20 protein-coding genes are annotated in these 26,217 nt (G+C 63.6%); 17 read left to right on the plus strand and 3 right to left on the minus strand.

What is annotated here, in order from left to right:
• The 5 genes from ACV22V_RS26975 to ACV22V_RS26995 all read left to right on the plus strand — a co-directional run.
• Nucleotides 1-1,156: DUF2345 domain-containing protein (locus tag ACV22V_RS26975; RefSeq protein WP_448016028.1), on the plus strand; the 1,156-nt coding region annotated here is incomplete at its 5' end.
• A 34-nt stretch (nucleotides 1,157-1,190) separates the two neighbouring features.
• Entirely contained in the window at nucleotides 1,191-5,789 is a 4,599-nt protein-coding gene (locus tag ACV22V_RS26980) for an RHS repeat-associated core domain-containing protein (RefSeq protein WP_448016029.1), read from the plus strand.
• A complete protein-coding gene (locus ACV22V_RS26985; RefSeq protein ID WP_448016030.1) occupies nucleotides 5,758-6,261 on the plus strand; it encodes a hypothetical protein in 504 nt (167 codons plus the stop codon). Before ACV22V_RS26980 ends, ACV22V_RS26985 begins: the two co-directional genes overlap by 32 nt.
• A gap of 145 nt (nucleotides 6,262-6,406) precedes the next feature.
• Nucleotides 6,407-7,030 carry a hypothetical protein gene (locus tag ACV22V_RS26990; RefSeq protein WP_448016031.1) on the plus strand — a complete coding sequence of 208 codons (624 nt, stop codon included), beginning with the start codon at nucleotides 6,407-6,409 and terminating at the stop codon, nucleotides 7,028-7,030.
• Nucleotides 7,031-7,242: 212 nt separating this feature from the next.
• Entirely contained in the window at nucleotides 7,243-7,578 is a 336-nt protein-coding gene (locus ACV22V_RS26995; protein ID WP_448016032.1) for a DUF7716 domain-containing protein, read from the plus strand.
• A 94-nt stretch (nucleotides 7,579-7,672) separates the two neighbouring features.
• Here the strand turns inward: ACV22V_RS26995 and icmH are convergent, their stop codons facing one another.
• The 3 genes from icmH to tssJ form a co-directional block, all read right to left on the minus strand.
• Nucleotides 7,673-8,455: a type IVB secretion system protein IcmH/DotU gene (icmH, locus tag ACV22V_RS27000; RefSeq protein WP_059532829.1), complete on the minus strand. Its 783-nt coding sequence runs from the start codon at nucleotides 8,453-8,455 to the stop codon at nucleotides 7,673-7,675.
• Nucleotides 8,452-9,798, minus strand: a complete 1,347-nt coding sequence (gene tssK / locus ACV22V_RS27005; RefSeq protein WP_059532826.1) for a type VI secretion system baseplate subunit TssK — start codon at nucleotides 9,796-9,798, stop codon at nucleotides 8,452-8,454. Before tssK ends, icmH begins: the two co-directional genes overlap by 4 nt.
• 103 nt (nucleotides 9,799-9,901) lie before the next feature.
• Nucleotides 9,902-10,513 (minus strand): type VI secretion system lipoprotein TssJ, encoded by a 612-nt coding sequence (tssJ, locus tag ACV22V_RS27010; RefSeq protein WP_059532823.1) that lies wholly within the window; start codon nucleotides 10,511-10,513, stop codon nucleotides 9,902-9,904.
• Between the two features lie 377 nt (nucleotides 10,514-10,890).
• Here tssJ and ACV22V_RS27015 point away from each other — a divergent pair, with 377 nt between their 5' ends.
• From ACV22V_RS27015 to ACV22V_RS27070, 12 genes are all read left to right on the plus strand, one after another.
• Nucleotides 10,891-11,523, plus strand: a complete 633-nt coding sequence (locus ACV22V_RS27015; protein WP_059532820.1) for a tetratricopeptide repeat protein — start codon at nucleotides 10,891-10,893, stop codon at nucleotides 11,521-11,523.
• Nucleotides 11,524-11,567: 44 nt separating this feature from the next.
• Nucleotides 11,568-12,083 carry a type VI secretion system contractile sheath small subunit gene (tssB, locus tag ACV22V_RS27020; protein WP_044845930.1) on the plus strand — a complete coding sequence of 172 codons (516 nt, stop codon included), beginning with the start codon at nucleotides 11,568-11,570 and terminating at the stop codon, nucleotides 12,081-12,083.
• Between the two features lie 15 nt (nucleotides 12,084-12,098).
• Nucleotides 12,099-13,589, plus strand: coding sequence for a type VI secretion system contractile sheath large subunit (gene tssC, locus ACV22V_RS27025; protein ID WP_039320274.1), 1,491 nt, complete (start codon nucleotides 12,099-12,101; stop codon nucleotides 13,587-13,589).
• Nucleotides 13,590-13,659: 70 nt separating this feature from the next.
• Nucleotides 13,660-14,163: an Hcp family type VI secretion system effector gene (locus tag ACV22V_RS27030; RefSeq protein ID WP_006477093.1), complete on the plus strand. Its 504-nt coding sequence runs from the start codon at nucleotides 13,660-13,662 to the stop codon at nucleotides 14,161-14,163.
• Nucleotides 14,164-14,329: 166 nt separating this feature from the next.
• On the plus strand, nucleotides 14,330-14,815 hold the full coding sequence (gene tssE, locus ACV22V_RS27035; RefSeq protein ID WP_059465243.1) for a type VI secretion system baseplate subunit TssE: 486 nt from the start codon (nucleotides 14,330-14,332) through the stop codon (nucleotides 14,813-14,815).
• A 79-nt stretch (nucleotides 14,816-14,894) separates the two neighbouring features.
• Nucleotides 14,895-16,730: a type VI secretion system baseplate subunit TssF gene (tssF, locus tag ACV22V_RS27040; protein WP_448016033.1), complete on the plus strand. Its 1,836-nt coding sequence runs from the start codon at nucleotides 14,895-14,897 to the stop codon at nucleotides 16,728-16,730.
• Nucleotides 16,694-17,794, plus strand: coding sequence for a type VI secretion system baseplate subunit TssG (tssG, locus tag ACV22V_RS27045; RefSeq protein WP_059532813.1), 1,101 nt, complete (start codon nucleotides 16,694-16,696; stop codon nucleotides 17,792-17,794). Before tssF ends, tssG begins: the two co-directional genes overlap by 37 nt.
• A 44-nt stretch (nucleotides 17,795-17,838) precedes the next feature.
• Complete coding sequence (gene tssH / locus ACV22V_RS27050; protein ID WP_448016034.1) at nucleotides 17,839-20,508, plus strand: type VI secretion system ATPase TssH; 2,670 nt, start codon at nucleotides 17,839-17,841, stop codon at nucleotides 20,506-20,508.
• Between the two features lie 44 nt (nucleotides 20,509-20,552).
• A complete protein-coding gene (gene tssA, locus ACV22V_RS27055; protein ID WP_448016035.1) occupies nucleotides 20,553-21,671 on the plus strand; it encodes a type VI secretion system protein TssA in 1,119 nt (372 codons plus the stop codon).
• A 65-nt stretch (nucleotides 21,672-21,736) separates the two neighbouring features.
• Complete coding sequence (locus tag ACV22V_RS27060; RefSeq protein WP_448016036.1) at nucleotides 21,737-24,298, plus strand: type VI secretion system Vgr family protein; 2,562 nt, start codon at nucleotides 21,737-21,739, stop codon at nucleotides 24,296-24,298.
• Entirely contained in the window at nucleotides 24,298-25,320 is a 1,023-nt protein-coding gene (locus ACV22V_RS27065) for a DUF4123 domain-containing protein (protein WP_448016037.1), read from the plus strand. Before ACV22V_RS27060 ends, ACV22V_RS27065 begins: the two co-directional genes overlap by 1 nt.
• Before the next feature lie 13 nt (nucleotides 25,321-25,333).
• Nucleotides 25,334-26,134, plus strand: coding sequence for a DUF3304 domain-containing protein (locus ACV22V_RS27070; RefSeq protein WP_448016038.1), 801 nt, complete (start codon nucleotides 25,334-25,336; stop codon nucleotides 26,132-26,134).
• Nucleotides 26,135-26,217 lie beyond the last annotated feature (83 nt).

The raw sequence follows: 26,217 nt of genomic DNA on the forward strand, positions 1-26,217 counted from the left end.
CGCGTTCAAGGAACCGGTGATGCTGTTCGGCAGCCCGTCGGGGATCGGGATGTCGACGCAGCAGTCGCTGCATTTGGTCGCGAACGATCACGTGAACGTCGCGAGCGGACAGGGCGTGCACGTCGCGGCGGGCAAGTCGCTGATCGGCAGCATCGGGCAGAAGCTGAGCCTGTTCGCGCAGAACGCGGGGATGAAGCTGTTCGCGGGCAAGGGCAAGGTCGAGATCCAGGCGCAATCGGACAATGTCGAAGTCACCGCGCAGAAGGCGGTGAAGGTTGTGTCCGCAACCGATCGGATCGAAATCGCGGCCGATCAGGGGATTCTGCTGACGAGCGGCGGCGGGTATATCCGCATCAAGGACGGCAACATCGAGATTCATACGCCTGGCGCGGTGGATGTGAAGGGTGCGTCGCATACGTTCGCCGGGCCGGCAAGCATGGGGTATCCGTTGCCGAGCCCGCGGCCGGATCAGCCGGGGCAGTTGGAGTTGCTGCATACATACGGGAATGGCCAGCCGGTGAAGGGCGGCTTGTTCTCGGTATTCGATGCAAATGGCGGGTTGTTGAGGAAAGGGGCGCTCGACGGCAACGGGCACATGATCGTGAGCGGCCTGCCACCTGGAGCGGTGCAGGTGAAGTTCGGAGAGGATCCGCGTTCGCAGGATCAGCAATCGAGCCGGTTCGATGTGGCGCCGTGGCCGGCCAATCCGGCGCCGGCGACAGGTGCTGCTGAAACGGCACAGGCGCAGCTGGGTTCGTTCTTGCCAGCGGCGGGTGGGGCGGCAGGTGCGTTGACGGGATTGGCGGGCGCGGCGTCGCAAGGCGGCGCCGCGCTGGCGAAGGCTGCTGTCGGTCAAGGCATGGGCATGGCCCGGCAGGCACTGGGCGGGATGTTGCCCGCGGGCGCGTCGAATGCGCTTGGCGCGGCGAATACGCTCGCAGACTTGGCCAGTTCAGCGTCGCAGGGCGGCGCTGCCCTCGCGAAGGCAGTGGCCGGTCAAGGCCTCGGCATCGCGCAGCAGGCGGCGGGCAGTGTGCTGCCGGCAGGCGCGCAGGCGGCCTTGTCGCAAGCAGGACAGTTGAGCGCCGCAGCGCAGCAGGTCAGCGGTCTCGCGCAAACGGCACGTAGTACCGCTGCCGCGCTGAAGATGAGTTGAGCGTCGCCCTTTCAATTTTCCCGGAATAAAAATCATGACCGCTGCGGGCGTCATTCAACCCAAACCTACCGATGTGTTCGTGTCTCCGATCATGAAGATCACGGAGGCCGATGTACAAGCCGGCATCGACGTTTTCGACAAGTGGCTGATCAACGTCAGCGGCGGCGCCGTCAACGTCAGCCGGCTGAAGATGGTCGCGGAGAACGTGCCGGTTCTGGCCAATATCTTCGCAGCAGTCGACGCGGTGCTCGATATCAAGGAGATGATCGAGCGCGGCAGCAACGCGATCGGCATGTTCGATTGGGTCAATCTCGGTCTCGACCTCATCGGGGTCGTGCCGTTGCCGCCGGGCACTGCCGAGCTTCGTCTGGGGGCCCGCCCGGTGTTGAAGCTTATTCGACAAGAGATCGTCAAGAGCGGAAAGGCGGTGGGCGAGGCGGCGTTGCAGGTGCTGCGCGACTCGGTCATCGCGGCAATCGTCGCGAATGTGCAGGAACGCTACGCGGGCGAAATCGAGCAATTCCTGAAAGTGATGCGCGACGGACTGAAGGAGGTGCTCGATCAATGCGCCAAATTCATCGGCGATCTGATGAAGGCGATTGCCGATCTGTTCGCGCATGCGGCGGGGAAGAAGTACGAAGTTGGGCACAACGTGACGTCGGCCGGGTCGCATTTGAAGGATGTCGGACAGGCGCTCGTTGCGTACGACGGCAGGAAAGTTCTCAGTAGCGGGCTTGGGTTTCTCACGGATTTCGTGAAAATTGAAGCGAAGGCTGCCATCAATACGGTCACCACCGTCGCCAATATGGTGGACGACGAAGCGCCGAAGAAGCTGCAGCTTTTCGCCGACGATATCTACAAGCGAATTCCGACGGTCCAGAAGTGCATCCGGGAGTTGGACGGGAACGATGCGGGCAAGATCGGCTGGCTGATCATGATCGGCGAAGACGGGATGCGGAGCTGGCGCAAGCGCAACCCGAAGCCGCATGCGACGGGGATTCAGGAGCACGGGACGACGAAGGTTGCCGAGCAGCGAGCGGAGCATCGGGTGGATGAGGTGCGAACGACCACGGAGGCAAAGCATCCGGGACCGAATTGTTGCCTTACGCATTCCCCGGTGAAGACGCCACCTGCGGCCACCGAGCATTCAATCGGATTCGCGCTCGGCGATGAGCAGATCAACCACGAGGATTTCACGATCGAGGGGCCGTTGCCCATTGCCTGGCAGCGCACCTATCGGTCGTTCTTCGACGCGAACGACGAGCACGGCGAATTGGGCGCGCGCTGGATTACGCCGTACACGACGCGCTTTGATATTGACGAGAGCAAGCTCGTCTATCACGACGAAACCGGACGGAGTCTCGAATATCCGTTGCTTGACGCAGGCAGTGCTCACGACGACCTGTCCGAGGGCCACACGCTACTGCGTCTTGACGACCGGTGGCTGACGCTGACGCGTGGGCACGTGCTGCTCGAAGCGTTTGAGCGACACGGCAATGTGTTTCGTCTCGCGTTCGTCAAGGATCGCGCCGGCAATCAGGTGACGCTCGAATACGATGCGCAAGGGCGGTTGCATCGGTTGATTGCGCCGCATGCACAGGTCGCATTCCGTCACGACGTGCGCGGTCGTATCGTCGAAGCGACGCATCATGACGCGCAGGGCGAATACATCGGCATGCTCGCCCGCTATGAGTTCAACGAAGAAAACGATCTGATCGGCGCGACCGACCGCTACGGCAACCGTCGCGAATACCGTTACCGTCACCATCTTGTGACGCGGTACACCGATCGTACCGGTCGTGGTGTGAATCTCGAATGGAAGGGCAACGGGCCAAAGGCGAAGTGCTTCCGCGAGTATGGAGATGACGGCAGCGACGAGGTCACGCTGGCGTGGCATCCGGACTTCCGGATGGTCAGCGTGACCGATGCGCTTGGTCACGTCACCCACCACTACTACGACAGCAAGGGCTATTCCTTCCGTGTGATTCATCCAGACGGCAGCGAAGAGTGGATGTATCGGGACGAGAACGACAGGCTGGTTCAGTACATCCATCGTGACGGTACCGTCGAACGTATGGAGTACGACGCACGTGGCAACTTCGTACGTCATCAGCGTACCGATGGCAGCGTGATCGAGATGACGTATGACCAGAAGGATCAGCTCGTTCGCGTGACGGATCCGCTTGGACATCCGTGGCTGCGTGAATATGACGATGCGGGCAACATGGTCGTACAGGTCGATCCTCTCGGGCACAAGACCGAATACGCGTACGACGGACGAGGACTGGTTACCGAGATCAAGGATGCGAAGGGCGGCGCGAAGTCGCTGAAGTATGACGCTGCCGGGCAGTTGATCAGCTACACCGACTGCTCGGGCAAGACGACCCAATGGGTGTACGACGCTCAAGGCCGCCTCTCGGAGGCGAAAGACGCAGCAGGCGGGGTGACGGTATACCGCTATGGTGTGAACGGCCAGTTGATCGAGGTCGTGTCGCCCGCAGGTCGCGAGCAACTGAGCTATGACGCGGAAGGGCGTCTGCTGACGCACACCGATCCGCTGAATCGCAATACACGCTACGGCTACGACGCGAGCGGACGTATCAATATCCGCACCGATGCGTCGGGGCAGTCGTTGTCATATCGCTATGATCGGCTCGGGCGTCTGGTCGCGCTGACCGATCCGAATCACGCGACTTACGCGTTTCGCTATGACGCGACGGGCAGGCTGATCGAGGAGATCGATTTCGACGGGAAGGCGACGCGCTACTCGTACGACGAGGCGAGCAGCCGTCTGGAGTCGATCGACGAGGCTGGCCAGATCATGACGATATCTCATGATCGCGGCGGCCGTCTTCAAGGCCGCTCGGTCGACGATGAGGCGGAACGTTTCACTTACGACCCGTTGGGGCGATTGATCGAAGCGAGCAACCGATACAGCCGCGTGCAGCGCTTCTTCGATCCGGCCGGCAATCTGGTGCGTGAGCACCATGCTTACGACCTGTTCGGCGCGAGCCGGAGTTTCGTGTGGCATCACCAGTACGACGAAATCGGTAACCGGATCAAAACGATCCGGCCCGATGGTCGCGTGGTCGATTGGCTCATATACGGCTCGGGCCACGTCCACGGGATGATGCTGGATGGCAAGGAGCTCGTTCAGATCGAGCGTGACGATCTGCATCGTGAGACGTTGCGCACGTTGCCGAGCAAGATCGATCAACGCACGGCATACGATTCGGCAGGGAGGTTGGCGCAGCGGACCGTGCAGCGTGCGAATGCACCCGCACCGCTGGCCGAGCGCCGCTACCGTTACGACGCGGCTGGCCAGCTCGTGCAGATCGAAGACAATCTCAAGGGGCTGACGGACTATCGCTACGATCCGGTCGGGCGGTTGCTCGAGTCGATCGGACCGGCCGGCAAGGAGCGCTTCGCATTCGATCCGGCGAGCAACATCATCGATCCGGCACGCGTTGAGACGGCTCGCAAAGAGAACAGGCCGAGCCCGGTGCGTGTGGAAAGTTCGTTGCCTCCCGAAGTGCCCAAGGTATTGGGCAATTTGCTGAAGCAATATGCCGGGCGGCATTTCGAGTACGACGCGCGTGGCAACCTCGTTCATCGCACATCGCCGGCGGGCGAGCAACGTTACGAGTGGAATGCGTTTAATCGGATGACGGCTGCGAGCGTGCAGGAGACTGCGCGCAGCAGTGAGTCACGGTATTACTACGATGCGTTGGGCCGCCGGATTGCGAAGGAGGTGAACGGCGAGCGTACGGTGTTCGGTTGGGACGGAGATACGCTGGCGTATGAGAGCGGTGAGCACGGCAGCACTCACTACTTGTACGAAGCAGAATCGTTCGTGCCGATGGTGCAATACGTCGGTGCACCGGTCAGTGGCTGCGAGACACCGTCGCGTGGCGATACAGATCGCTACGTGCCGGAAGATGATCCGCTGCAACGGGTGCCGGAGCGGGCAGGGCAGGTGCATGCCTTCTATTACCACTGTGATCAGATCGGCACTCCGCAGGTACTGACGGATGACGATGGCGATGTGGTGTGGGAGGCGTCGTACAAGGCGTGGGGTGAAGCCCGCGAGGTGATCGCGCGGGCGTCGAGGGCGGTAGGGATCGCTCCGAGGAATTCGCTGCGGTTCCAGGGGCAGCAATTTGATGATGAAACGGGGCTTCATTACAACCGGTATCGGTACTACGATCCGAGTAGTGGGCGCTTCGTGTCGAAAGATCCGATTGGGTTGGCTGGCGGGGTCAATGTCTATCAATACGCGCCGAACCCGACGCTGTGGATCGATCCGCTTGGTTTGCAAAAGAAACCATCGGTTCCACCGCATATATCGCGGCAGAAGCAAGCGGGGCATGTACTGGGTGAGCCCCAGTATGACAATCGAGTTAAACAAGGTAAGCCCACCTCGTGCTTCTGTGATTGGGACGATGCAGTGCAGTACACAGATGAGGCTTGGAGCAAGGGTAGCCCCGTCCCTGGGCGCCCGAATGTACGGGACCACGATTTCAAGACGCCCATTGGTTTTGGCCCCAACGGAGGCACTCAAACTTCAGTGCGCGTTCACCAAGACAATGGAGGAAAAATACATGGACATCCCAAAGGCCCAGAGACCCCATGATTCGAATTTTGATTGGGAAAGATTCTCGCGTTCCGTTATTGATTCGTACGGGAGTTTTGAATCCCCGGACTACTCGTTCGTTAAAGAGAATCTTGCTGCGACAAAGTACCCTGGTGTGATTCAATTTCTTGAAAAGAATTTTGATTTCCATGAGGATACCGAGCCCAACACCGACGTAAGTTACGGATATTTCGTGAGGGGTGATGGTGCGGATTTCATATTGCGAATATCATTTGTTGGTCCGTACTACTATTTATCGTCGTTGTCGGCGGACGGAAGTCAAGGCTCACCGAGTATTGATCTGCCATCAGCCAACTCAGTGTACCCACTGATAAAGAACATGGAGGAGGCTGGTATGATTTTTACTCCTGTTGAGGTCTTGAATAAAAAATTTAATTTCGGTAATCACTTCTCAAGTGTCTACTCGATTCTTTACTGTTACGAGGATGAGCCGTCCTGGATCGAAATGTAGGGGATGGATGTCTCTTGAACGTTTGATGCCTTGGCGACGCTGGAGAACCTGTTGTAGTTCTTTGGTCGCACGAGACAAGGCATGCGTCAGCGATTGCAGATAGCTTTGCAGCCTTCCTAACTACGCCCAGTCGACCGGGATAGCGATGAAGGAAGCATCGACACTCAATAAAAAAGGATCCTCCATGCGGCGTTCACTTCTTGCGCTTATCTTGCTTGCGACCGTAACGGCAGCGTCTGCCGATAACACTGATTCAAGGGCCGCGGACGCGCCTGATCTGGTGCATCTCAAGCCTTATGCCGCGAACGGCGTCAGCTTCCAGCTTCCTTCGAACTGGACGGTTACGTGGAGTGGCCGGCTGGAGGATACGAATGGGCAGGGGGTCGATATCGAAGCCGACAAGGCGGCATTCGAGGTTCTGACGTTGGGTGTCACGGTTCAGGTTGTGCCCACCAAGGTTGCGCCGACGCTAAAGGGAACGGCGGCGTATCTCTACAACCTGCAAGTCGACGACAAGCCTGCTCAGTACACGAAAGCGAATTACGAGCCGATCGTACTGAACGGCAAATATCCCGCGCTCGCATCGCGCTACTCGCATAAGATTTTCAAGGACGACCGGGTGTATGCACATCGGCTCGACCTGATTGCGAGCAAGCCTTGCGGCGACGGCTGGACCTGCATCATTTTCTCGACAGGTCTGGCCGCCAACGAAAATCCCGCGAAGCAGGGCATGGCGAAGATCTACGAGACAGTTCGCTACCAACCCTGAAGATCCGTCCGACGCGGGAAATTGGACGCGATCTCGAATGTGGGTACCGCGTCCGCCAACTGACTGGCACACTGCCGCTGCCAACCTCGCGCATAAGACATTGGCATAATCACGCCTTGCCGGCACGAACGCCGCGGCGCAGGCGCACTCGTGCAACTGCCGCATCTCGCCCCGAGCGCATTGACACCAGCCCAGTTACCACCGCACTACCCATGTCGACCCTCACCACGACCACCGCGTCGTTGAAACACATTCTCGAACACCCGGGCGATTTCTCCGGTTGGCTCTGCTTGCCGCCGATGCCGTGGACGCTCGATACGGACGGCGTATTCACCGAAGACGCCAACGACCCCAACGACCCCAACGACCCCGAGACAGACACGCCTCCCGCCACTGCCCCCCAACCCGGCTGGCGCATAACGCTGAATAGCGCGACGATCGAGGACATCGTGATCAACGCGCATGACCAGGTCGATGAACCGAGCGTGACGCAACTGTTCGATGCGTTCGTGTTCTACGTCGACAACGAAGAATTCATTCTGCTTTGACGACGCGCGACGACACGCACCACGCGCCACAGCAAAAAAGGACCGCCGAGCGGTCCTTTTTCGATGAAGCATCAACACCCGAACGAAGCACGCCTCAAGGCAACGAAATCGTCAAATTAGCCGACTCCGGCCCCACCTTGATCACCTGCGAATAAGGCGCCAACGCCTGCAGCGTCTTGTCCTTCAGATAAGTATTGAGCCCGAGATACCCGAGCAGGGCCACCAGCGCAAACACAGCGCCGATCGCCCAGACCGGCACCTCGCGCTTCAACCGATGCGCGATCTGGTCCGGCAGCGGCCAATGCGGAGCGAACGCGGCGCGCTTGCCCTTCATATGCGCGATCTCGTCCCCCAGCCGCGCGGTGAGGTAAGCGAGCTTCTCCGGCCCCTCGAGCAGATACTTGCCCTGAAACCCGAGCAGCAGGCACATATGAAACACCTCGAGCGACTGCAACCGCGCCGCGCCCTGCGCCCGACATTCCTCGAGATACTGGAAGAACTTCTCCCCCGCGAGCTGCTCGCCGAACAGCACGAGCTGCAGCGGCCGGCGTTCCCAGTCGGTCCGGATCTTGAACTGCGACGACAGCACCATCTCGTCGACGGCCGCGCAGTACGCGAACTTCGCGCCATACACGTCCTCGGCCGGAATGTTGAGCTTCTTCGCGCCGCGCTCGAAATCGGAAAGAAACTCCTGGATCTTCGTGCTGAACTCGCTCGCGCTGTCCGGCTCGCGGCCGTTCTTGAGCAGGAACAGCATGAAGAACCCGTCGTACAGCAGGTCGAGCAGCGAACGGGCCTGGAACGAGGCGTCGGTCGACGCCGGGGTATGCAGCGGGGCCGGCGCGTTGTCGCCGAACAGGGAAGGCGCGTAGCTCATGATGTGACCGCGATCAGTTCGAATTTCAGGTCATTGATGCCAGTCGGCGCGTAGATCATCGCGGACTGGGCCTGCAGCATGCGCTCGTAGAGCGCACCGCGCGAATCAAGCTGGAAATAGCACGCGCCGGGCCGCACCGGAATCGCGGGCGGTACCTGCGGCATGTACGACAGTCGCACGCCGGGCATTGCCGACAGCACCAGCTTGTCGACGTCGTCGGGCGCGCCGACCTTGAAGCGTGCCGGCACCGCATCGACGAGCTCGACACTCGGCATGTCCGCGGACACGGCCAGGTAGAACTCGGTCTTGTCGTCGATCTTGCCCGAATCGAGGCGGCCGAGATGGAACGACGGACGCACTTCGTCGAGCGTGATGGCGAAGTAGCGCGTCGAGATCACGGTATCGAGCAACTCGCGCAGCATCAGGTCGAGGCGCGCGAAGCTCGGGCCCGGATCGTCATGGCGATACACGGGCAGGTCGGCGAGCGTGTAGCCCTTCGAAAACGTCATCAGCTGGCCCGCGAGGCGCAGCAGTTCCTGGAACAACCGCTCCGGATGCAGCGCCGCATGCTGGTGCAGGTGTGCGAGCGTCGCGAACGCGGCGTTTGCGGTGTGCAGCAGCCAGAACGACGCGATGTCGCCCGAGCGGAATTCGATGATGTTCTTCGACGGCTCGCGGTGAAAGCCGTACAGCGCGTTCACCTTCGCCTGCAGCGCGTCGACGAGCTGGCGCAGCCGCTGGTGCAGGATCGGCGAAGCTTCGATCGCGAGGCACGGCGGCACGAAGCTGTCGTCGATCTCGAAGCCGGACGTCGCGGTGCGGCGCACGCGCACGAGCGGCACCGACAGCAGCTGGTCGCGCGGCTCGCTGTGCGCGATCAGCTTGACCTGCGTCTTGAGGAACGTGATGTCGGCTTCGGCGGCGTCGGTGAAGTTGTCGGCGACGCTCGTCTGCTCGCTGACGAAACGCGTCATGAAGCCGGCGGCCGGATCGTCGCTGTAGTTGGTGCCGTTCTCGCGCAGTGGATGCAGCGCGAGGTAGAAGACGAATTCGTTGATGCCGTCGGGCAGCGTGTCCAGCGCGATCGGCGGCGGCAGGTCGTCGGCCTGCGGCGCGGCATACAGCGCGCCGTCCGGGAACACGAGCGCAAGCTCGGCCACGCGCAGCACGTTGCTGCCGAGCGCATCGCGGTCGATGCGCACCGAGCGCACGCCCCAGTTGTACGGCTGGATCGCCTGGATGGATTCGAACAGGCGCGCCTCGTGATAGGCGTCCTGCCGCTGAAAGTGTTGGGGCCGGAGGAACAGCCCTTCCCCCCAAAGCACCTTGGCCGAATAACTCATGTCAAATCCGGTTAATGTGGCGTTGCGATGTAATCGATTTGTTCATGCCCGAATTAAATCGCCAATTTGTTAACTCTTGTTAATTGACATTCGTGCGTCATGCTTAACCGCAGGTGACCGACGAAAGCAAATTCAGCGGTTGCGAAGGCGCGCCCTGTTGCGGTGCGATGACCGAGCCGTCGGCGACCGTCATCGCGCAATTATGCAGGCCGATGATTATGCCGGATTTCTCCGACTTCGCCGGGTCGAACGTCAGTTTCCAGCGCTGGATGGCGGGATCGCGGAACAGTGCGACGATGCCGAATGCCTGCGCTTCGCGCGACACTTTTTCGGTTGCCGTATAGCGCTGGCCCGGAATCAGCGTGATTTCACGCACGTTCAGCAGATCGGTGCCCAGCGCGGCCTTTTCCTTGGCCGGATCGGTGAATGCATCGAATGGCGCCTGCTGGAACGAAGTCGGATCCTTCAGCGCGTAGAGTCGCACCACTAAAGCGAGCGGCTTGCGATCGTTCGCGGCGTTGAGGTTCGGCGCGGCGGCGAGCGTGAGCCCGATGTTGCGCGGTGGCTTCTGGGCATCCGGCAGTTCGGGCTTGCCGATGCCGGCGGCCTGCATCACGGCGCTCGCGGCGGAGCCGAGCAGCGGGGCGGCCGCGCATCCGGCCAGGAGCGCGCAGGCAATCAGCGGCAGCGCATAGCGAATCATGGACGATCTCATCGTGTTTCCGGCGTGCCGCCTTTAACTCCCCTGTCAAAACTACCGGGCATTTCCGCGTTCATCGCGAATGCCGGCTTATCTGCCGTTCAACTATTAAGCACGCGTGCGGCGCATCGCGCTTCCGGAAATTTTTTCCGTCACCCGCGCGAGGCGTTGTCGAGCAAGTAAAACTTGCGCATTCCGGTCGCTCGAAAAACCGCCGCCGGGCCGTTGCCGGAGACGTTTCGAGGGGGTAGCGCACGGATTTAAAAGGAATTACTCTGCACGCAGCGATTGAATTATGAAAAATTGATCGGTACTATACCCGCGCGCTTCTTGCAAAGCAAAAGAACCAGATTCTCAACGATTTTAATACTCACGCGCCGGTGGATATAACGATGAAAGACCGTCTCTTCGCAAAATTGTCTGGGGTAGTGCTGGCTTGCGGCGTGATCGCCGGTTGTGCGAGCCAGCCGCCGGCGCCGACTGCCGAGGTGTTCAACAAGTCGCTGGCCGATGCGGACGCCGTTGCGAAGTCGGGTGACCAGGACAAGGCGCTCGGCCTGTACCAGCAGCTCGCGAAGTCGGATCCGACGCGCGAGGAACCGTGGTCGCGCATCGCGCAGATCCAGTTTGCCCAGAACCACTATGGCCAGGCGATCGTCGCCGCGCAGGAGGCACTGCAGCGCGACGCGACCGATCGTCAGGCGAAGAGCGTGCTCGCCGTCGCGGGGCTGCGGATCGCGACGCAGTCGCTCGGCGAGCTGCGCCAGGATGCATCGCTCGCGGGCGATGCGAAGTCGGACGCGCAGGCGCTCGCGAAGCAACTGCGCGACACGCTCGGCGAATCGGCGCTGTTCCCGCCGGAGCAGCGGACCACGAAGGCGCGTACGGCGCGTCGCGTGATTCATCGTCCGAAGGCCGGCGCGGCGCCGGCCACCGAGGCGGCTGCAGCCGCAACCACCGCGCCGACGCCGGCCGCCGCGCCGCAAAAGGGCGGTGCCGATCCGTTCAGCGCGCTGCGCAACTGACCGCAACAGACGCGATAACCACAACTAACCTGGGAGCCGTCGAGATGGCCAAGAAAGAAAGCATTCAGAAAAGCTTGCAGAAAATACGGCCGCCGCGCGTCCAGCTGACCTACGAGGTCGAGAAGGGCGACGCGATCGAGGTGAAGGAACTGCCGTTCGTCGTCGGGGTCGTCGGCGATCTGGCGGGCCAGTCGGAAGTCGAGCAGCCGAAGCTGCGCGACCGCAAGTTCGTCAACATCGACCGTGACAACTTCGACGACGTGATGAAGGCGATCGAGCCGCGCGCCGCGTTCCAGGTGGAAAACCGCCTGAGCCCGGAAGGCGGCAAGTTCGCAGTCGACCTGAAGTTCCGTTCGCTGTCGGATTTCAGCCCGGACGAAGTCGTCGAACAGGTCGAGCCGCTGCGCCGCCTGCTCGAGGCGCGCTCGAAGCTCGCCGACCTGCGCAACAAGCTCGCCGGCAACGACAAGCTCGAGGATCTGCTGTCCGAGGTGCTGAAGAACACGCAGCAGCTGCAGGAGCTCGCGAAGGGCACCGGCGGCGACAAAGACGGCGAATGACGACGGAGTGTTGAGATGAACCAGCAAACGGCTGCGGCCCAAGCGAGCGGCGCGGAATACGCCGCCGGGACTTCGCTGCTCGACGATATCGTCGAGAAGAGCAAGGTCGCGAAATCCGATTCCGAGCATGCCCGTGCGAAGGACCTGATCGGCGAACTCGTGCACCAGGTGCTCGACGGCACGGTGATCGTGTCGGACAACCTGTCGGCGACGATCGACGCGCGCGTCGCGGAACTCGACCGCCTGATCTCCACGCAGCTGTCCGCGGTGATGCACGCGCCGGAATTCCAGCGCCTCGAAAGCACGTGGCGCGGGATGGACTACCTGGTCAAGGAAAGCAACACCGGCCAGACGATCAAGATCAAGGCGCTGCACGCACCGAAGCGCGACCTCGTGCGCGACTTCAAGGGCGCGAGCGAGTTCGACCAGAGCGCGCTGTTCAAGAAGGTCTACGAAGAAGAGTTCGGCACGTTCGGCGGCTCGCCGTTCGGCGCGCTGATCGGCGATTACGAGATCTCGCGCCAGCCGGAAGACATGTACTTCATCGAGCAGATGTCGCACGTCGCGGCGGCCGCGCACGCGCCGTTCATCGCGTCGGCGTCGCCGGAGCTGCTCGGCCTCGAGTCGTTCTCCGACCTCGGCAAGCCGCGCGACCTCGGCAAGGTGTTCGACACGGTCGAATACGCGAAGTGGAAGTCGTTCCGCGACGCCGAAGATTCGCGCTACGTCGGCCTGACGCTGCCGCGCTTCCTCGGTCGCCTGCCGTTCAATCCGAAGGACGGCCAGACCGCGGAGAACTTCAACTTCGTCGAGGACGTCGACGGCACCGAGCACGACAAGTACCTCTGGTGCAACGCGGCATGGGCCTTCGCGGCACGCCTGACGGCCGCGTTCGACGACTTCGGCTGGTGCGCGGCGATCCGCGGCGTCGAAGGCGGCGGCCTCGTCGAGGACCTGCCGACCCACACGTTCAAGACCGACGACGGTGAAGTCGCGCTGAAGTGCCCGACCGAAATCGCGATCACCGATCGCCGCGAGAAGGAGCTGAGCGACCTCGGCTTCATCCCGCTCGTGCATTGCAAGAACTCGGATTACGCTGCGTTTTTCGCCGCGCAATCGGTGCAGAAACCGAAAAAATACAGCACCGACAGCGCGAATGCGAACGCCGTCCTGTCCGCCCAGCTTCAGTACATCTTCTCGGTATCGCGCGTCGCGCACTACCTGAAGGCGATGATGCGGGACAAGATCGGCAGCTTCGCATCGGCGCAGAACGTGGAGACTTTCCTCAACCGGTGGATTTCGCAGTACGTCCTGCTCGACGACAACGCGTCGCAGGAACAGAAGGCGCAATTCCCGCTGCGCGAGGCATCCATACAAGTGTCGGAGATTCCGGGCAAGCCGGGCTCGTATCGTTCGGTCGCGTTCCTGCGCCCGCACTTTCAGCTCGACGAACTCTCGATTTCTCTGCGACTTGTCGCTGATCTGCCCAAACCGGCAAATTCATAAGCGAGTAAATCGCCCAGGCGGGCCGCCTGGGTAGGACGTTAAAACCACCTCTTTGGGGAGTCGAAGGGCCATGTTACATATGCACTTGCAGTTTGGTAGTCCGGCGGTGAAGGGCGAATCCGCGGACAAAGACCATCAAGGCTGGATCGAACTGAAATCGTGGGATCACTCGATCGTTCAGCCGCGTTCGGCAACGGCATCGACCGCGGGCGGTCACACGATGACGCGCTGCGAGCACGGCGACATGATTTTCACGAAGGAAATCGATTCGTCGAGCCCGCTGCTGTATCAGCACGCATCGGGCGGCACGACGTTCGATGAAGTGACGGTCCATTTCTCGCGCGCGGACGGTGAAGGCAAGCGCGTGCAGTATCTGGAAGTGAAGCTCAAGTACGTGATCATCTCGAGCATCGCTCCGAGCGTTCGCGAAGAAGGTCTGCCGCTCGAGACGTTCTCGCTGAAGTACGCGGCCGTGCAGTGGAAGCAGACCCAGCAGAAGATCGGCGGCAACCAGGGCGGCAACACGCAAGGCGCCTGGAGCCTGACGAAGAACGACAAGACCTACGCGGTCTAACGTCGGTTGCGGCAACGGGGCGTTCGGCGTCCCGTTGCCGTTTTCGCTGTGTACTCGACGTATTCGCGAGGAGCGTGACGCCGCGATCGGCCCTTTTGGGGGCCAGCCCCACGAACGGATTTTTTCAAAACAGGGGAACGTGCGTTATTAGCGGAAACAGGCCCTTATGAAACGATTCGAACCCAGTTTTCTCGACAAGCTGTTCGACGACGAACCGCACCTGCCGGCCTCGGCCGCGATGCGGCAATTGTCGCTGGACGAGCTCAAGAACACGGTCGCCCGCGACGTCGAGGCGATCCTCAACACCCGTATCGCGCACACCGAAATCGAGCTGGCCGCGCTGCCGGAATGCCAGAAATCGGTGCTGACCTACGGGCTGAACGATTTCGCGGGGCTGAGCCTCGCGAGTCACTACGACCGCGCGTTCATCTGCAAGTCGATCCAGCAGGCCATCGCGCGCCACGAGCCGCGGTTGCAGCAGGTGCAGGTGACGTTCGAACTGAACGAGCAGTCGACCAACGCGCTGTACTTCGCGATCCAGGCGCTGCTCGTCGTGCATCCGGCCGAGGAGCCGGTGAGTTTCGACGCGATGCTGCAGCCGTCGACGCTGCAGTATTCGGTCACGCGCACGCGCGCGGCCAGAATGCTGTAAATCAAGCCGCCGAGCGGGCCGGACCGCCCGGTGATGGTTCAGGGTCCGGCAGGAAATATTGAGGTTCTCGGGGTCGTCGATGGAAGAATTGCTGCCGTACTACGAGCGCGAATTATCGTTTTTGCGGCGCTATTCGCGAGATTTCGCCGAACGTTATCCGAAGATCGCCGCGCGGCTCGCGTTGTCCGGCGAGCACTGCGAGGATCCGCACGTCGAGCGGATGATCGAGTCGTTCGCGCTGCTCGGCGCGCGCATCAACAAGAAGCTCGACGACGACTACCCGGAATTCACCGAAGCGCTGCTGGAAGTGCTGTATCCGCACTACCTGCGGCCGTTCCCGTCGTGCTCGATCGCGCAGTTCACGCCGGCCTCGCCGGGCCAGCAGACCGAACCGGTCGTGATCGACCGCGGCACCGAGCTGAAGAGCCGTCCGATCCGCGGCGTGCAGTGCCGGTTCCGCACCGCATACGACGTGACGCTCGCGCCGATCCGCATCTCGGAGGCGCGCTTCACGCCGGTCGCGCTCGCGCCGAGCGCGACGGTGCTGCCGTCCAACGCGACGGGCGTGATCTCGATCACGTTCGAGTCGCTCGCCGCGCAGCTCGATCTCGGCGCGCTGAAGCTGCCGACGCTGCGCGCGCACCTGCACGGCGAGCAGTCGTTCGTCGCCGCGCTGACCGATTGCCTGTTCGTCAACGTGCTCGGCGCGTATGTCGAGCCCGAGCGCAACGGCCGCTGGACCGCGCTGCGCAAGCTGCCGATCGCGCACGCCGGCTTCGACGAGGACGACGCGCTGATCGACTACCCGGCGAAGTCGCACCCCGCGTATCGCCTGCTCACCGAATACTTCGCATTCCCCGACAAGTTCGATTTCGTCGATTTCGACCTCGCGGCGATCGCGCGCGCGTCGGGCCGCTGCCAGCGCGCGACGCTGCATCTGGTGCTGCAGGACGTGCGCAGCGATTCGCACGTCGCGCGGCTGCTCGAGCTGCTCGCGGCCAGCCATTTCCGGCTGTTCTGCACGCCGATCGTCAACCTGTTCCGCCAGCACGGCGAGCCGATCCGCATCACGCACCGCGCGGTGTCGTACCCGGTGATCGCCGAAGCGCGCCGCGCGTTCGCGTACGAGGTGTATTCGATCGATTCGGTGAAGCTCGTCCGGCAGCAGGCGCATGAAGAATCGGTGATCGAGTTCCGGCCGTTCTATTCGCTGCATCACGGCGAGTCGGCGCGGATCGGTCATTACTGGTTCGCGCGCCGCAACGACTGGGTCGCGCAGAAAAGCCCCGGCTACGAAACCGAGATCTCGATCGTCGACATCGACTTCGAGCCGACCTCGCCGCAAACCGACACGCTGAGCCTCGACCTCACCTGCACGAACCGCGACCTGCCGTCGATGCTCGCGTTCGGTCTCGAAGGCGGCGACCTGTTCCAGGAAGGCGGCGCGCAGACGAGCGGCATCTCGCTGCTGCGGCGCCCGACGCAGAGCGTGCGCTTCGAGCGCGGTCGCGCCGCGCACTGGCGGCTCGTGTCGCATCTCGCGCTGAACCACGTGTCGCTGGTCGCGCACGGGCTCGCGCCGCTCAAGGAAATGCTGACGCTGTACGACCTGCGGCGTACCGCCGTGTCGATGCGCCAGATCGACGGCCTCGCCGGCGTCGAGCAGCGCGGCGCCGTGCAGTGGCTGCCCGGCAAGCCGTTCGCGACTTTCGTGCGCGGCATCGAGATCCGCCTGACGATCGACGAGGAGCACTTCGTCGGCGCGAGCCTCGCGTCGTTCGTGCGCGTGCTCGACAGCTTCTTCGGGCTGTACGTCCACCTCAACAGTTTCGTTCAACTAGTCGTGGTGTCGAAGCGCACCGGCGAGGAGATCATCCGATGCAAGCCCCGGACCGGCGAATCGATCCTGGCGTAGTCGACGCGCTGCTCGACGAGCCGCACCGCTTCGAGTTCTTCCAGGCGGTGCGCGTGCTCGAGGGGCTGTTCGCGCGGCAGGCGTCCGATGCGCCCGGCGCATGGCGGCAGGGCGACGTCGTCGCGCAGCGCATCGAATTCCGCAACACGCTGTCGCTCGGCTTCCCGCCGAGCGAGATCGAAGGCGCCCGTTCGTTCGACGACGGCGGCACGCTGCTCGATTCGGGCGAGCAACGCGGCGCCGCGCTCGCGGCCGGCGAGCTCGGTCACGTCGAGCTGACGCCCGCATTCTTCGGGCTGCTGGGCGGGCAGGGTGCGCTGCCGCTGCACTACACCGAGCAGATCGTCGCGCGCGAGCACCTGAAGCGCGACCACGCGGCGCGCGCCTTCTTCGACGTGTTCTCGAACCGCGCGACCGCGCTGTTCTACGCGGCGTGGAAGAAGTACCGGCTGCCGTTCCATTACGAACTCGACCGCGACGAGCGCTACCTGCCGCTCCTGCTCGCGATCGCCGGCGTGCCGAGCGACGAGGTGCGCGACAGCCTCGCGGCCGGCGCGGGCGGCGTGCTCGACGAGGCCGTCGCCGGCTACGCGCTCGCCGCGCGGCACCGGCCGATGTCCGCCGCCTACCTGCAGCGCACGCTGTCCGATTATTTCCGCGTGCCCGTGAAGATCGACCAGTTCGTCGGCAAGTGGTACGACGTGCCGCCCGACCAGCTGAGCGTGCTCGGCGAAGTCAACGCGGTGCTCGGCGCGACGGCGCTCGTCGGCGAACGCGTGTGGCAGCGCGACATGCGCGCGCGGATCGTCGTCGGCCCGCTGTCCAAGCGCGACTACGAGGCATTCCTGCCGGGCGGCGCGCAGGCCGTCGCGCTCGAGCGGATGCTGACGCTGCTCGCCGGCGTCACGCTCGAATACGAGGTGAAGCTCGTGCTGAAGCGCACCGAGGTCGGCGCGAGCGTGCTCGGCGCGGGCTCGCGGCTCGGCTGGGACGCGTTCCTCTGCACGCGCGACGCGGTCGACGACCGCTCGGATGCCCGCTACGAACTGCACGTGATTCACTGATTCCGAACGACAACAAACACGCAATCGAACCTGAGATCGACGCCATGAGCACGCCTCTGAAGACCCTGATCACGAAACTGAATCCGCTGTGCCGGCACGCGACCGAGCGCGCGGCGAGCGCGTGCCTGGCGCGCGGCCACTACGAAGTCGATCTGGAGCATCTGTTCCTCGCGCTGCTCGAGGAAGCGACGGGCGACCTGCCGCTCGCGCTGCGCGCGAGCCGCGTCGATCCGCATGCGCTGCGCGCCGATCTCGAGCGCGAACTCACGCGCCTGAAGACGGGCAACACGCGCACGCCGGTGTTCTCCGTGCACCTGATCGCGCTGTTCGAGCAGGCCTGGCTGATCGCGTCGCTCGATTCGCAGCTCGGCCGCATCCGCTCGGGGCACCTGCTGCTTGCGCTGCTGACCGCGCCCGATCTCGCGCAGTTCGCGCAGCGCATGTCGTCGCAGTTCGCGGAAATGAACGTGACGGATCTGAAGCACAAGTTCGACGAGATCATGGCCGGTTCGAGCGAGGCCGAGCCGCGCCAGGCGGATGCGGAAGACGGCGACGTCGCGCCGGCCGCCGACGGCGCCGCGCCCGCGGCCGGCCCGTCGAAGACGCCCGCGCTCGACACGTACACAACCAATCTCACGCAGCGCGCGCGCGACGGCAAGATCGACCCGGTAATCGGCCGCGAAGCCGAGATCCGCCAGGCGATCGACATCCTGATGCGCCGCCGCCAGAACAACCCGATCATGACCGGCGAGGCCGGTGTCGGCAAAACGGCGGTCGTCGAGGGCCTCGCGCTGCGGATCGCGGCCGACGACGTGCCGCCGCCGCTTTCCGGCGTCGCGCTGCACGTGCTCGACATGGGCCTGCTGCAGGCCGGCGCGAGCGTGAAGGGCGAGTTCGAGAACCGCCTGAAGAGCGTGATCGACGAGGTGAAGAAGAGTGCGCACCCGATCATCCTGTTCATCGACGAGGCGCACACGATCATCGGCGCGGGTGGCCAGGCCGGCCAGAACGACGCGGCGAACCTGCTGAAGCCGGCGCTCGCGCGCGGCGAACTGCGCACGATCGCCGCGACGACGTGGAGCGAATACAAGAAGTACTTCGAGAAGGATGCGGCGCTCGCGCGGCGCTTCCAGGTCGTGAAGGTCGAGGAGCCGAGCGAGCCGCTCGCGGCCGCGATGCTGCGCGGGATGTCCGGGCTGATGGAGAAGCACTTCAACGTGCGGATTCTCGACGACGCGATCACCGAGGCCGTGCGCCTGTCGCATCGCTACATCAGCGGGCGCCAGCTGCCGGACAAGGCGATCAGCGTGCTCGACACCGCCTGCGCGAAGGTCGCGCTCGCGCACAGCGCGACGCCGGCGGCGATCGACGACACGAAGAAGCGCATCGAGCGCATCGACGCGGAAATCGCGTCGCTGGAGCGCGAGGCGGCGGGCGGCGCGGCACACGACGAGCGGCTCGGCGAGCTGCGCGGCGCACGCGACGCGGCGCTCGCGCAATTGACCGAGGACGAGGCGCGCTATCAAGCCGAGCGTGCGATCGTCGCCGAGATCACCGTGCTGCGCGAGACGCTCGACAAGGCGCGCGGCCCGTCCGAGGACGGCGAGCCTGTCGACGTGCCGGCCACGCGCGAGAAGCTGGCCGAACGCGTCGCGGCGCTGCATGCGCTGCAGGGCGGCGAGCCGATGGTGCCGCTGCAGGTCGACGGCCACGTCGTCGCCGAGATCGTCGCCGCGTGGACGGGCATTCCGCTCGGCCGGATGGTGAAGGACGAGATCGACACCGTGCTGAACCTGCAGCCGCTGCTGACCGCGCGCGTGATCGGCCAGGACCATGCGCTCGACGCGATCGCGCAGCGCGTGCGCACGGCGACCGCGAACCTCGAGGATCCGAACAAGCCGCGCGGCGTGTTCATGTTCGTCGGGCCGTCGGGCGTCGGCAAGACCGAGACCGCGCTCGCGCTGGCCGACATCCTGTACGGCGGCGAGCGCAAGATGGTCACGATCAACATGAGCGAGTACCAGGAAGCGCACAGCGTGTCGGGCCTGAAGGGTTCGCCGCCGGGCTACGTCGGCTACGGCGAGGGCGGCGTGCTGACCGAGGCCGTGCGCCGCAATCCGTATTCCGTCGTGCTGCTCGACGAGGTCGAGAAGGCGCACCCGGACGTGCTCGAGATGTTCTTCCAGGTATTCGACAAGGGCACGATGGACGACGCCGAAGGGCGCGAGATCGATTTCCGCAACACGCTGATCATCCTGACGTCGAACGTCGGGTCGGCGGCGGTGATGCAGGCGTGCCTGAACAAGCCGGCCGAGGAGCTGCCCGATCCGGACGCGCTCGCCGAGGCGCTGCGCCCGCAGCTGTACAAGACGTTCAAGCCGGCGTTCCTCGGCCGGATGAAGGTCGTGCCGTACTACCCGATTTCCGACGACGTGCTGGCCGAGATCATCGAGTTGAAGCTCGAACGGATCCGCCGCCGCATCGAAGCGAACCACAAGGCCGCGTTCGAGTGGGACGAATCGCTCGTCGACGCGGTGCTCGCGCGCTGCACCGAGGTCGATTCGGGCGCCCGCAACGTCGACCACATCCTGAACGGCACGCTGCTGCCGGAGATCGCGGGCCACGTGCTCGGCCGGATCGCCGACGGCGCGGCCATCGCGCGCATCGCGGTGCGCGCGGACGAGGCCGGCGAATTCGCGTACACGGTCGAATGAGCCCGCGCGCGCGACATCTCATGCATCAACGGATTCACTGAACCATGCCGATCAATCTCCCCGAGCTGCTGACGCCGATCAGCGATGCGTCGCCCAGCGGCGACGACCTGCTGTTCTCGAACGAATTCGACGCGATCCAGGACGCGCGGCGCTATGACGATCCGACGCTCGACCAGGGCGAGTGGGTAACCGAGATCAAGGAGGCCGACTGGGGCTTCGTCGTCGATCACGCGGGCGAGCTGCTGCGCACGCGCACCAAGGACCTGCGGCTCGCCGTGTGGCTGACCGAGGCGCTCGCGCTGGAGGACGGCATCACCGGCCTCACCGAAGGTTATGCGCTGCTGGAGGGCCTGTGCCGAGACTACTGGGACACCGTGCATCCGCTGCCCGAAGGCGACGACGTCGAATACCGGCTCGGCAACGTCGCGTGGCTGTCCGGCCGCACGGCCGAGCTGCTGCGCGGCATTCCGGTGACGGACGGCGCGTCGAACGCGTTCACCACGCTCGACTGGGAAGTCGCGCTGCACGTGGCGCAGGCCGTGAAGCGCGACCCCGAACACGCCGACGACATCGCGCGCGGCAAACCGTCGGTCGAGCAGGTCGATGCGTCGCGGCGCGTGACGTCGATCGCGTTCTACACGACGCTGCTCGCGAACCTGAAGGCGTTCGAATTCGCACTCGATGCGTTCGAGGAGCGGCTCGTCGAACGCGCGGGCGATTCGGCGCCGAGCTTCCGGCAGGCGCGCGACGCGTTCGAGACCGTGTATCGGCTCGTCGAGCGCTTCGCGCGCGAGCAGGGTTATACGGGGAGCGCGCCGCATGCGCCGTCGGCGCCGCAGGCGCAGCCCGAGCGTATCGAGCCGAGCTTCGGCGACACGTTCCACAGCGAGGAGACCCACGTGCAGTCGCAGACCGCTCGTCCGCCGGTGACGCAGATGATCGCCGGCATCCAGAACCGTGCGCAGGCCGTCGACCAGCTGCGTGCCGTCGCGCGTTACTTCCGCCAGACCGAGCCGCACAGCCCGGTCGCGTATCTGGCGGACAAGGCCGCCGAATGGGCCGACATGCCGCTGCACAAGTGGCTCGAGAGCGTCGTGAAGGACGACGGATCGCTGTCGCACATCCGCGAACTGCTCGGGGTGAGGCCCGACGAGCAGTCCTGAACGACGGAACCTTGACCTGAGAGCGCGGGCCCGGCTGGCTCGCGGCAACAAGAACAGGAAGACGCATGAACGTGACCGAACTGGCACAGGCGATCCGCGGCGGCCTGATTCAGCAGGACCGCTTGCTGAAGACGGACATCCCGTCGCTGCCGAACAATGCGCTCGTGCCGCGCCGCGCCGTGACCCGTTCCGAGCTGGGTCGCGATTTCAGCGTGACGCTCGATCTGGTGTCCACGGCGAGCGACGTCGAGCTCAAGACGCTGATCGCGCAACCGATCACGCTGTGGATCCAGCAGGCGGACAAGTCGTATCTGCCGATCAGCGGCTATGTGCACACGGCGCGGCGGCTCGGCGCCGACGGCAGCCTGTCGAGTTACCAGCTGCGCTTCGCGTCGTGGATGTATTTCCTCAAGTTCCGCAGCGACATGCGGTACTGGCAGGACAAGTCCGTCGACGCGATTCTCGCCGACGTGTTCGACATGCATCCGCAGGCCAGGGGCCGATACCAGTTCGCGTTGTCGAAACCGTTGCCGTCGCGGTCGTACTGCCGGCAGAGCGAAACGGACTGGAACTTCGTGCATCGGCTGATGGAGGACGAAGGGCTGTTCGGTTTCTGGCGGCACGGCGAAGACGGGAAGTCGCACACGCTCGTCATCACCGACGACGTGCATGCAGTCGATGCGCTATCGCCGAATGCCGTCACGTTCGACCGCTCGGGCACGGGCACCGAAACCGCCGGTTTCACGCAATGGGCCGCGTCGCGGACATTGCAAAGCACGCTGCACACGACGCGCACGTTCGACTACAAATCGCCGTCGTCGGCGGGCAATCCGAACGGCACGTCGCTGCCGACGAAGGCCGGCCAGGGCGACCTGCCGGGCCAGGCGGAAATCTACGAATACACCGGCGCGTACACGTATCCGGGCCAGGACCGCGGCGAACATCTGTCGAAGATTCGCCTCGAGGAGTGGGAGTCGCGCGCGAAGCGCTTCTTCGGCGTGGGCGGCGTGCGCGCGATCGATGCCGGCCGGCGCTTCACGCTGACCGGTCATCCCGAGCACGATCGCGATTCGGCGAGCGATCGCGAATTCGCGGCCATCGGCGTCACGCGTTACATCGAAAACAATCTGCCGATCTCGGACCACGAAGCGAACTTCCCGCATAGCCTGCAGGATCAGTTGGCGCAGGCGAAGGCCGGTCACGGTGAGGCGGCTGCGTTTCAGGTCGGGCATGACGACGGTTCCGCCGGGTTCTATCTCGTCGAGGTCGAGGCGCAGCGCGCGAGCGTGCCGTATCGCAGCCCGTTCGAGCACCGCAAGCCCGCGATGCAGCTCGAGACGGCCGTCGTCGTCGGGCCGAAGGGCGAAGAGGTGTATACCGACGAGCTGAACCGGATCAAGGTCATGTTCGTCTGGGACCGGCAAAGCGAAGGCCGCGAGACGGCATCGTGCTGGATGCGCGTCGTGCAGTCGGATACCGGCGGCGGCTACGGCGGCGTGCATATTCCGCGGGTCGGCGAGGAAGTGCTGATCGGCTACATCGGCGGCGACTGCGACCGGCCGATCGTCATGCATCGCGTGTACAACGGCGCCGTCAAGCCGCAGTGGCATAGCGACGGGATCCTGTCGGGCTTCCGGTCGAAGGAGTATGCGGGGTCGGGCCACAACGAGATGGTGCTCGACGACGCGACCGGGCAGAACCGCGCGCGCCTGTTCAGCAGCAGCGCGAATTCGCTGCTTCACCTCGGCTACCTGATCGAGCAGAACGGCAATACGCGCGGCGCGTATCTCGGTTCCGGCTTCGACCTGCGCACGGATGCGTACGGTGCGATGCGCGCCGGGCAGGGTTTGTACGTGACGACGCATCCGAAGCAGGCGAACAGCCAGCCGCTCGACGTGAGCGAGGCGAAGCAGCAGCTGGCCAATGCGCAGGGGCTGGTCGAGTCGATGTCGCAGGTCAGCGAGATGCATCAGGCGGAGAGTCTCGGTGCCGGTCACGATGCGCTGAAGCAGTTCGCCGATGCAACGCAGAACAGCGTGGCGGGTGCGAGCGCGGGCGGGGGCAGGACGGCCGGCGGCGGGACGGGGAACGCGAATGCCTTCAAGGAGCCGGTGATGCTGTTCGCGAGCCCGGCGGGGATCGGGGTGGCGTCGCAGCAGTCGGTGCATCTGGCAAGTGATCGGCAGACCAATATCGTCAGTGGTCAAAGTACGTTCATCACCAGCGGGAAATCGCTGATCGCAGGCATCCGCGATCGCATCAGCCTGTTCGCGCAGAACGCGGGGATGAAGCTGTTCGCCGCGAAGGGCAAGGTCGAGGTTCAGGCGCACGCGGACAATATCGAGTTCACCGCGCAGAAGACGCTGAAGATGGTGGCGGCGACCGAGGCTGTCGACGTGGCTGCGAAGCAAGAGATATTGCTGACGTCGGGCGGTGCTTACATCCGCATCAAGGGCGGCAACATTGAGATTCACGCGCCGGGGAAAGTGGATTTCAAGGGCGCTCAGCACCAGTTCAACGGTCCGACGAGCATGCAATATCCGCTGCCCGCGATGCCGGGCGGCACGTGCAAGCAATGCGTGCTGAATGCACATAGCGGTCGTGAATCGATGGTCGAGGCGGATTGATGGACGAGATTGACGATACGGATGTCGCCGGCGAGACCGCCGCGGATCTGCCGAATCCACGCGAGCCTGAATGGCCGGCGTTCGTCGAAACGCTCAGGACGTCCCTGGAGCGCGGGACCGGCGACGGCCGTGCGTTGCAGCTTTACGTGCTCGTCGACACCCGTGGCTATCAGGAACTGGACGCGCGGCTCGCGACCTTACGCGGCCTGCGTTACGCGTCGCTTTGGACCGATACAGGGCTGGATGCCTATACGGACATCGCGCCATACCTGATTGCGTTCGACCGTCACGCGCTCGACGCCGAGGATGCCGAGCAGCATCATCTGCTGCGTCAGCTGTGGCTGGACGCGGTGGATCTGCACGCGGTGACGTGGTTGTTGTCGACGTGGTCGTTCGATGCGCTCGATGCGCATTTGCGCCGGTACGTGAAGTACACGCTGGCGAACGGCCGCGCGTACTACCTGTTTTTCTTCGACAACCATGTATTCGCGCGGCTTCGACAAGTGTGGAGCGATATGCAGGCGCAGCAGTTTGTCGCCCCGTTCGACGAAATCCGGTATAGCGACCGGCGGCTCGACGAAGTCGTGTGGCGCAACCACGCGCCGGCGATCGAAGGGGCGATGTTGACAAGTGACGCCCCGGGTCTGAGCGAGCGGCAGCACGCGAAGTTGATCGAGCTCGGGTATCCGGACAAGCTCGTGCTGAAGTTTCGCGAGACGATGGGGGCGATGGTCGACCATTTGTCGGATGCGGAACTGTATGGCGAGGTTGTCGAGCAACTCGATCGCGCTGCCGCGCATGGGATCGCCGACGAAGCGGAATTGCAGTGCTACGTGATGACGGGCCTCTTGATTGCGCCGCGGTTCGACGAGCATCCGGCGGTGCGAGCGTGCCTTGGAGCCGTGGCTCACGGAGAGACGACGCTGAATGACGCGCTGGCGTCGATCGACGATACGACATGGGATGCGATTCGCGATGCGCACGAGCGGGAATTGACGGAGGCGCTTCGTGGCTTGGTGTAAGTCCGCGCTGGGTATGTTCCTGCTTGCGGTTTTGTGCGCCTGCGAGCAATCGGAGCCGGTGTATAGCGGGATTTCGGTGATGGGACGGAATTATCTGCCGTACAACATAAGCGGCTTCACAGTGACGGACGCGTTCGGAAACAAGGCAAGCGGAGGTGGGGATGACCCGCCGGGCACGGGCGGGGGGAGCGTGACGTGCTGCTACCGACTCAAGGGCTCCGAGTTCACGATCGCATGGAAGTATTACGACGCAGATCGGTGGACGATGGACGACGCGCACGAGCGGGAAGTCGAGACGAAAGTTGTGATGCCACCGTCACCCCTTCCCGAGCAGGTCGGCAGCCGTATTCTCGAAGTTCATTTCTACCCGGATCGACATGTTGAGCTTCAATTTCCCGGCGAGCTTCTCGACAATCCGCGTATTCCGATCGTCGACGTTTCCCGATGGATGGCGACGCACTACCAGGCGCGACTGGATAGGAAATTTTCGGATACGGACGGGCAGTCGCACCGGCGCATTGCGCGCGCAGTGGCCGCCGCGTGGTTGAAGTACGGGCTGACAGACCTGCGTGATCTCGAGCAATACGCATACTTCGACCTGCTCGTGAACAGCCGATTCGATGCTCATCCGACGGTTCAGCGCATCTTGCGGACTGTCGGCGGCCAACCCGGCAGGTTCGCGAAGTCGATGGAGAGTGCCCCCGAGAAGGTGCTTTCTGCGCTGACGAGCGACAACTTTGAATCCGTCGCAGTACCGGCGATTCCCGAAGGCTTGCTGCCGTCAATACGCACGGACGAGCCAGGACATGGTTAGAAAAGGCGGCTCCGTCAACGAGAGACGGGTGCGTGTTGCGCGACAGGCGGAGCCATGCTGGTACAGCGATATGCATGCAATGC

It is taken from the genome of Burkholderia sp. AW33-5 (assembly GCF_053427615.1).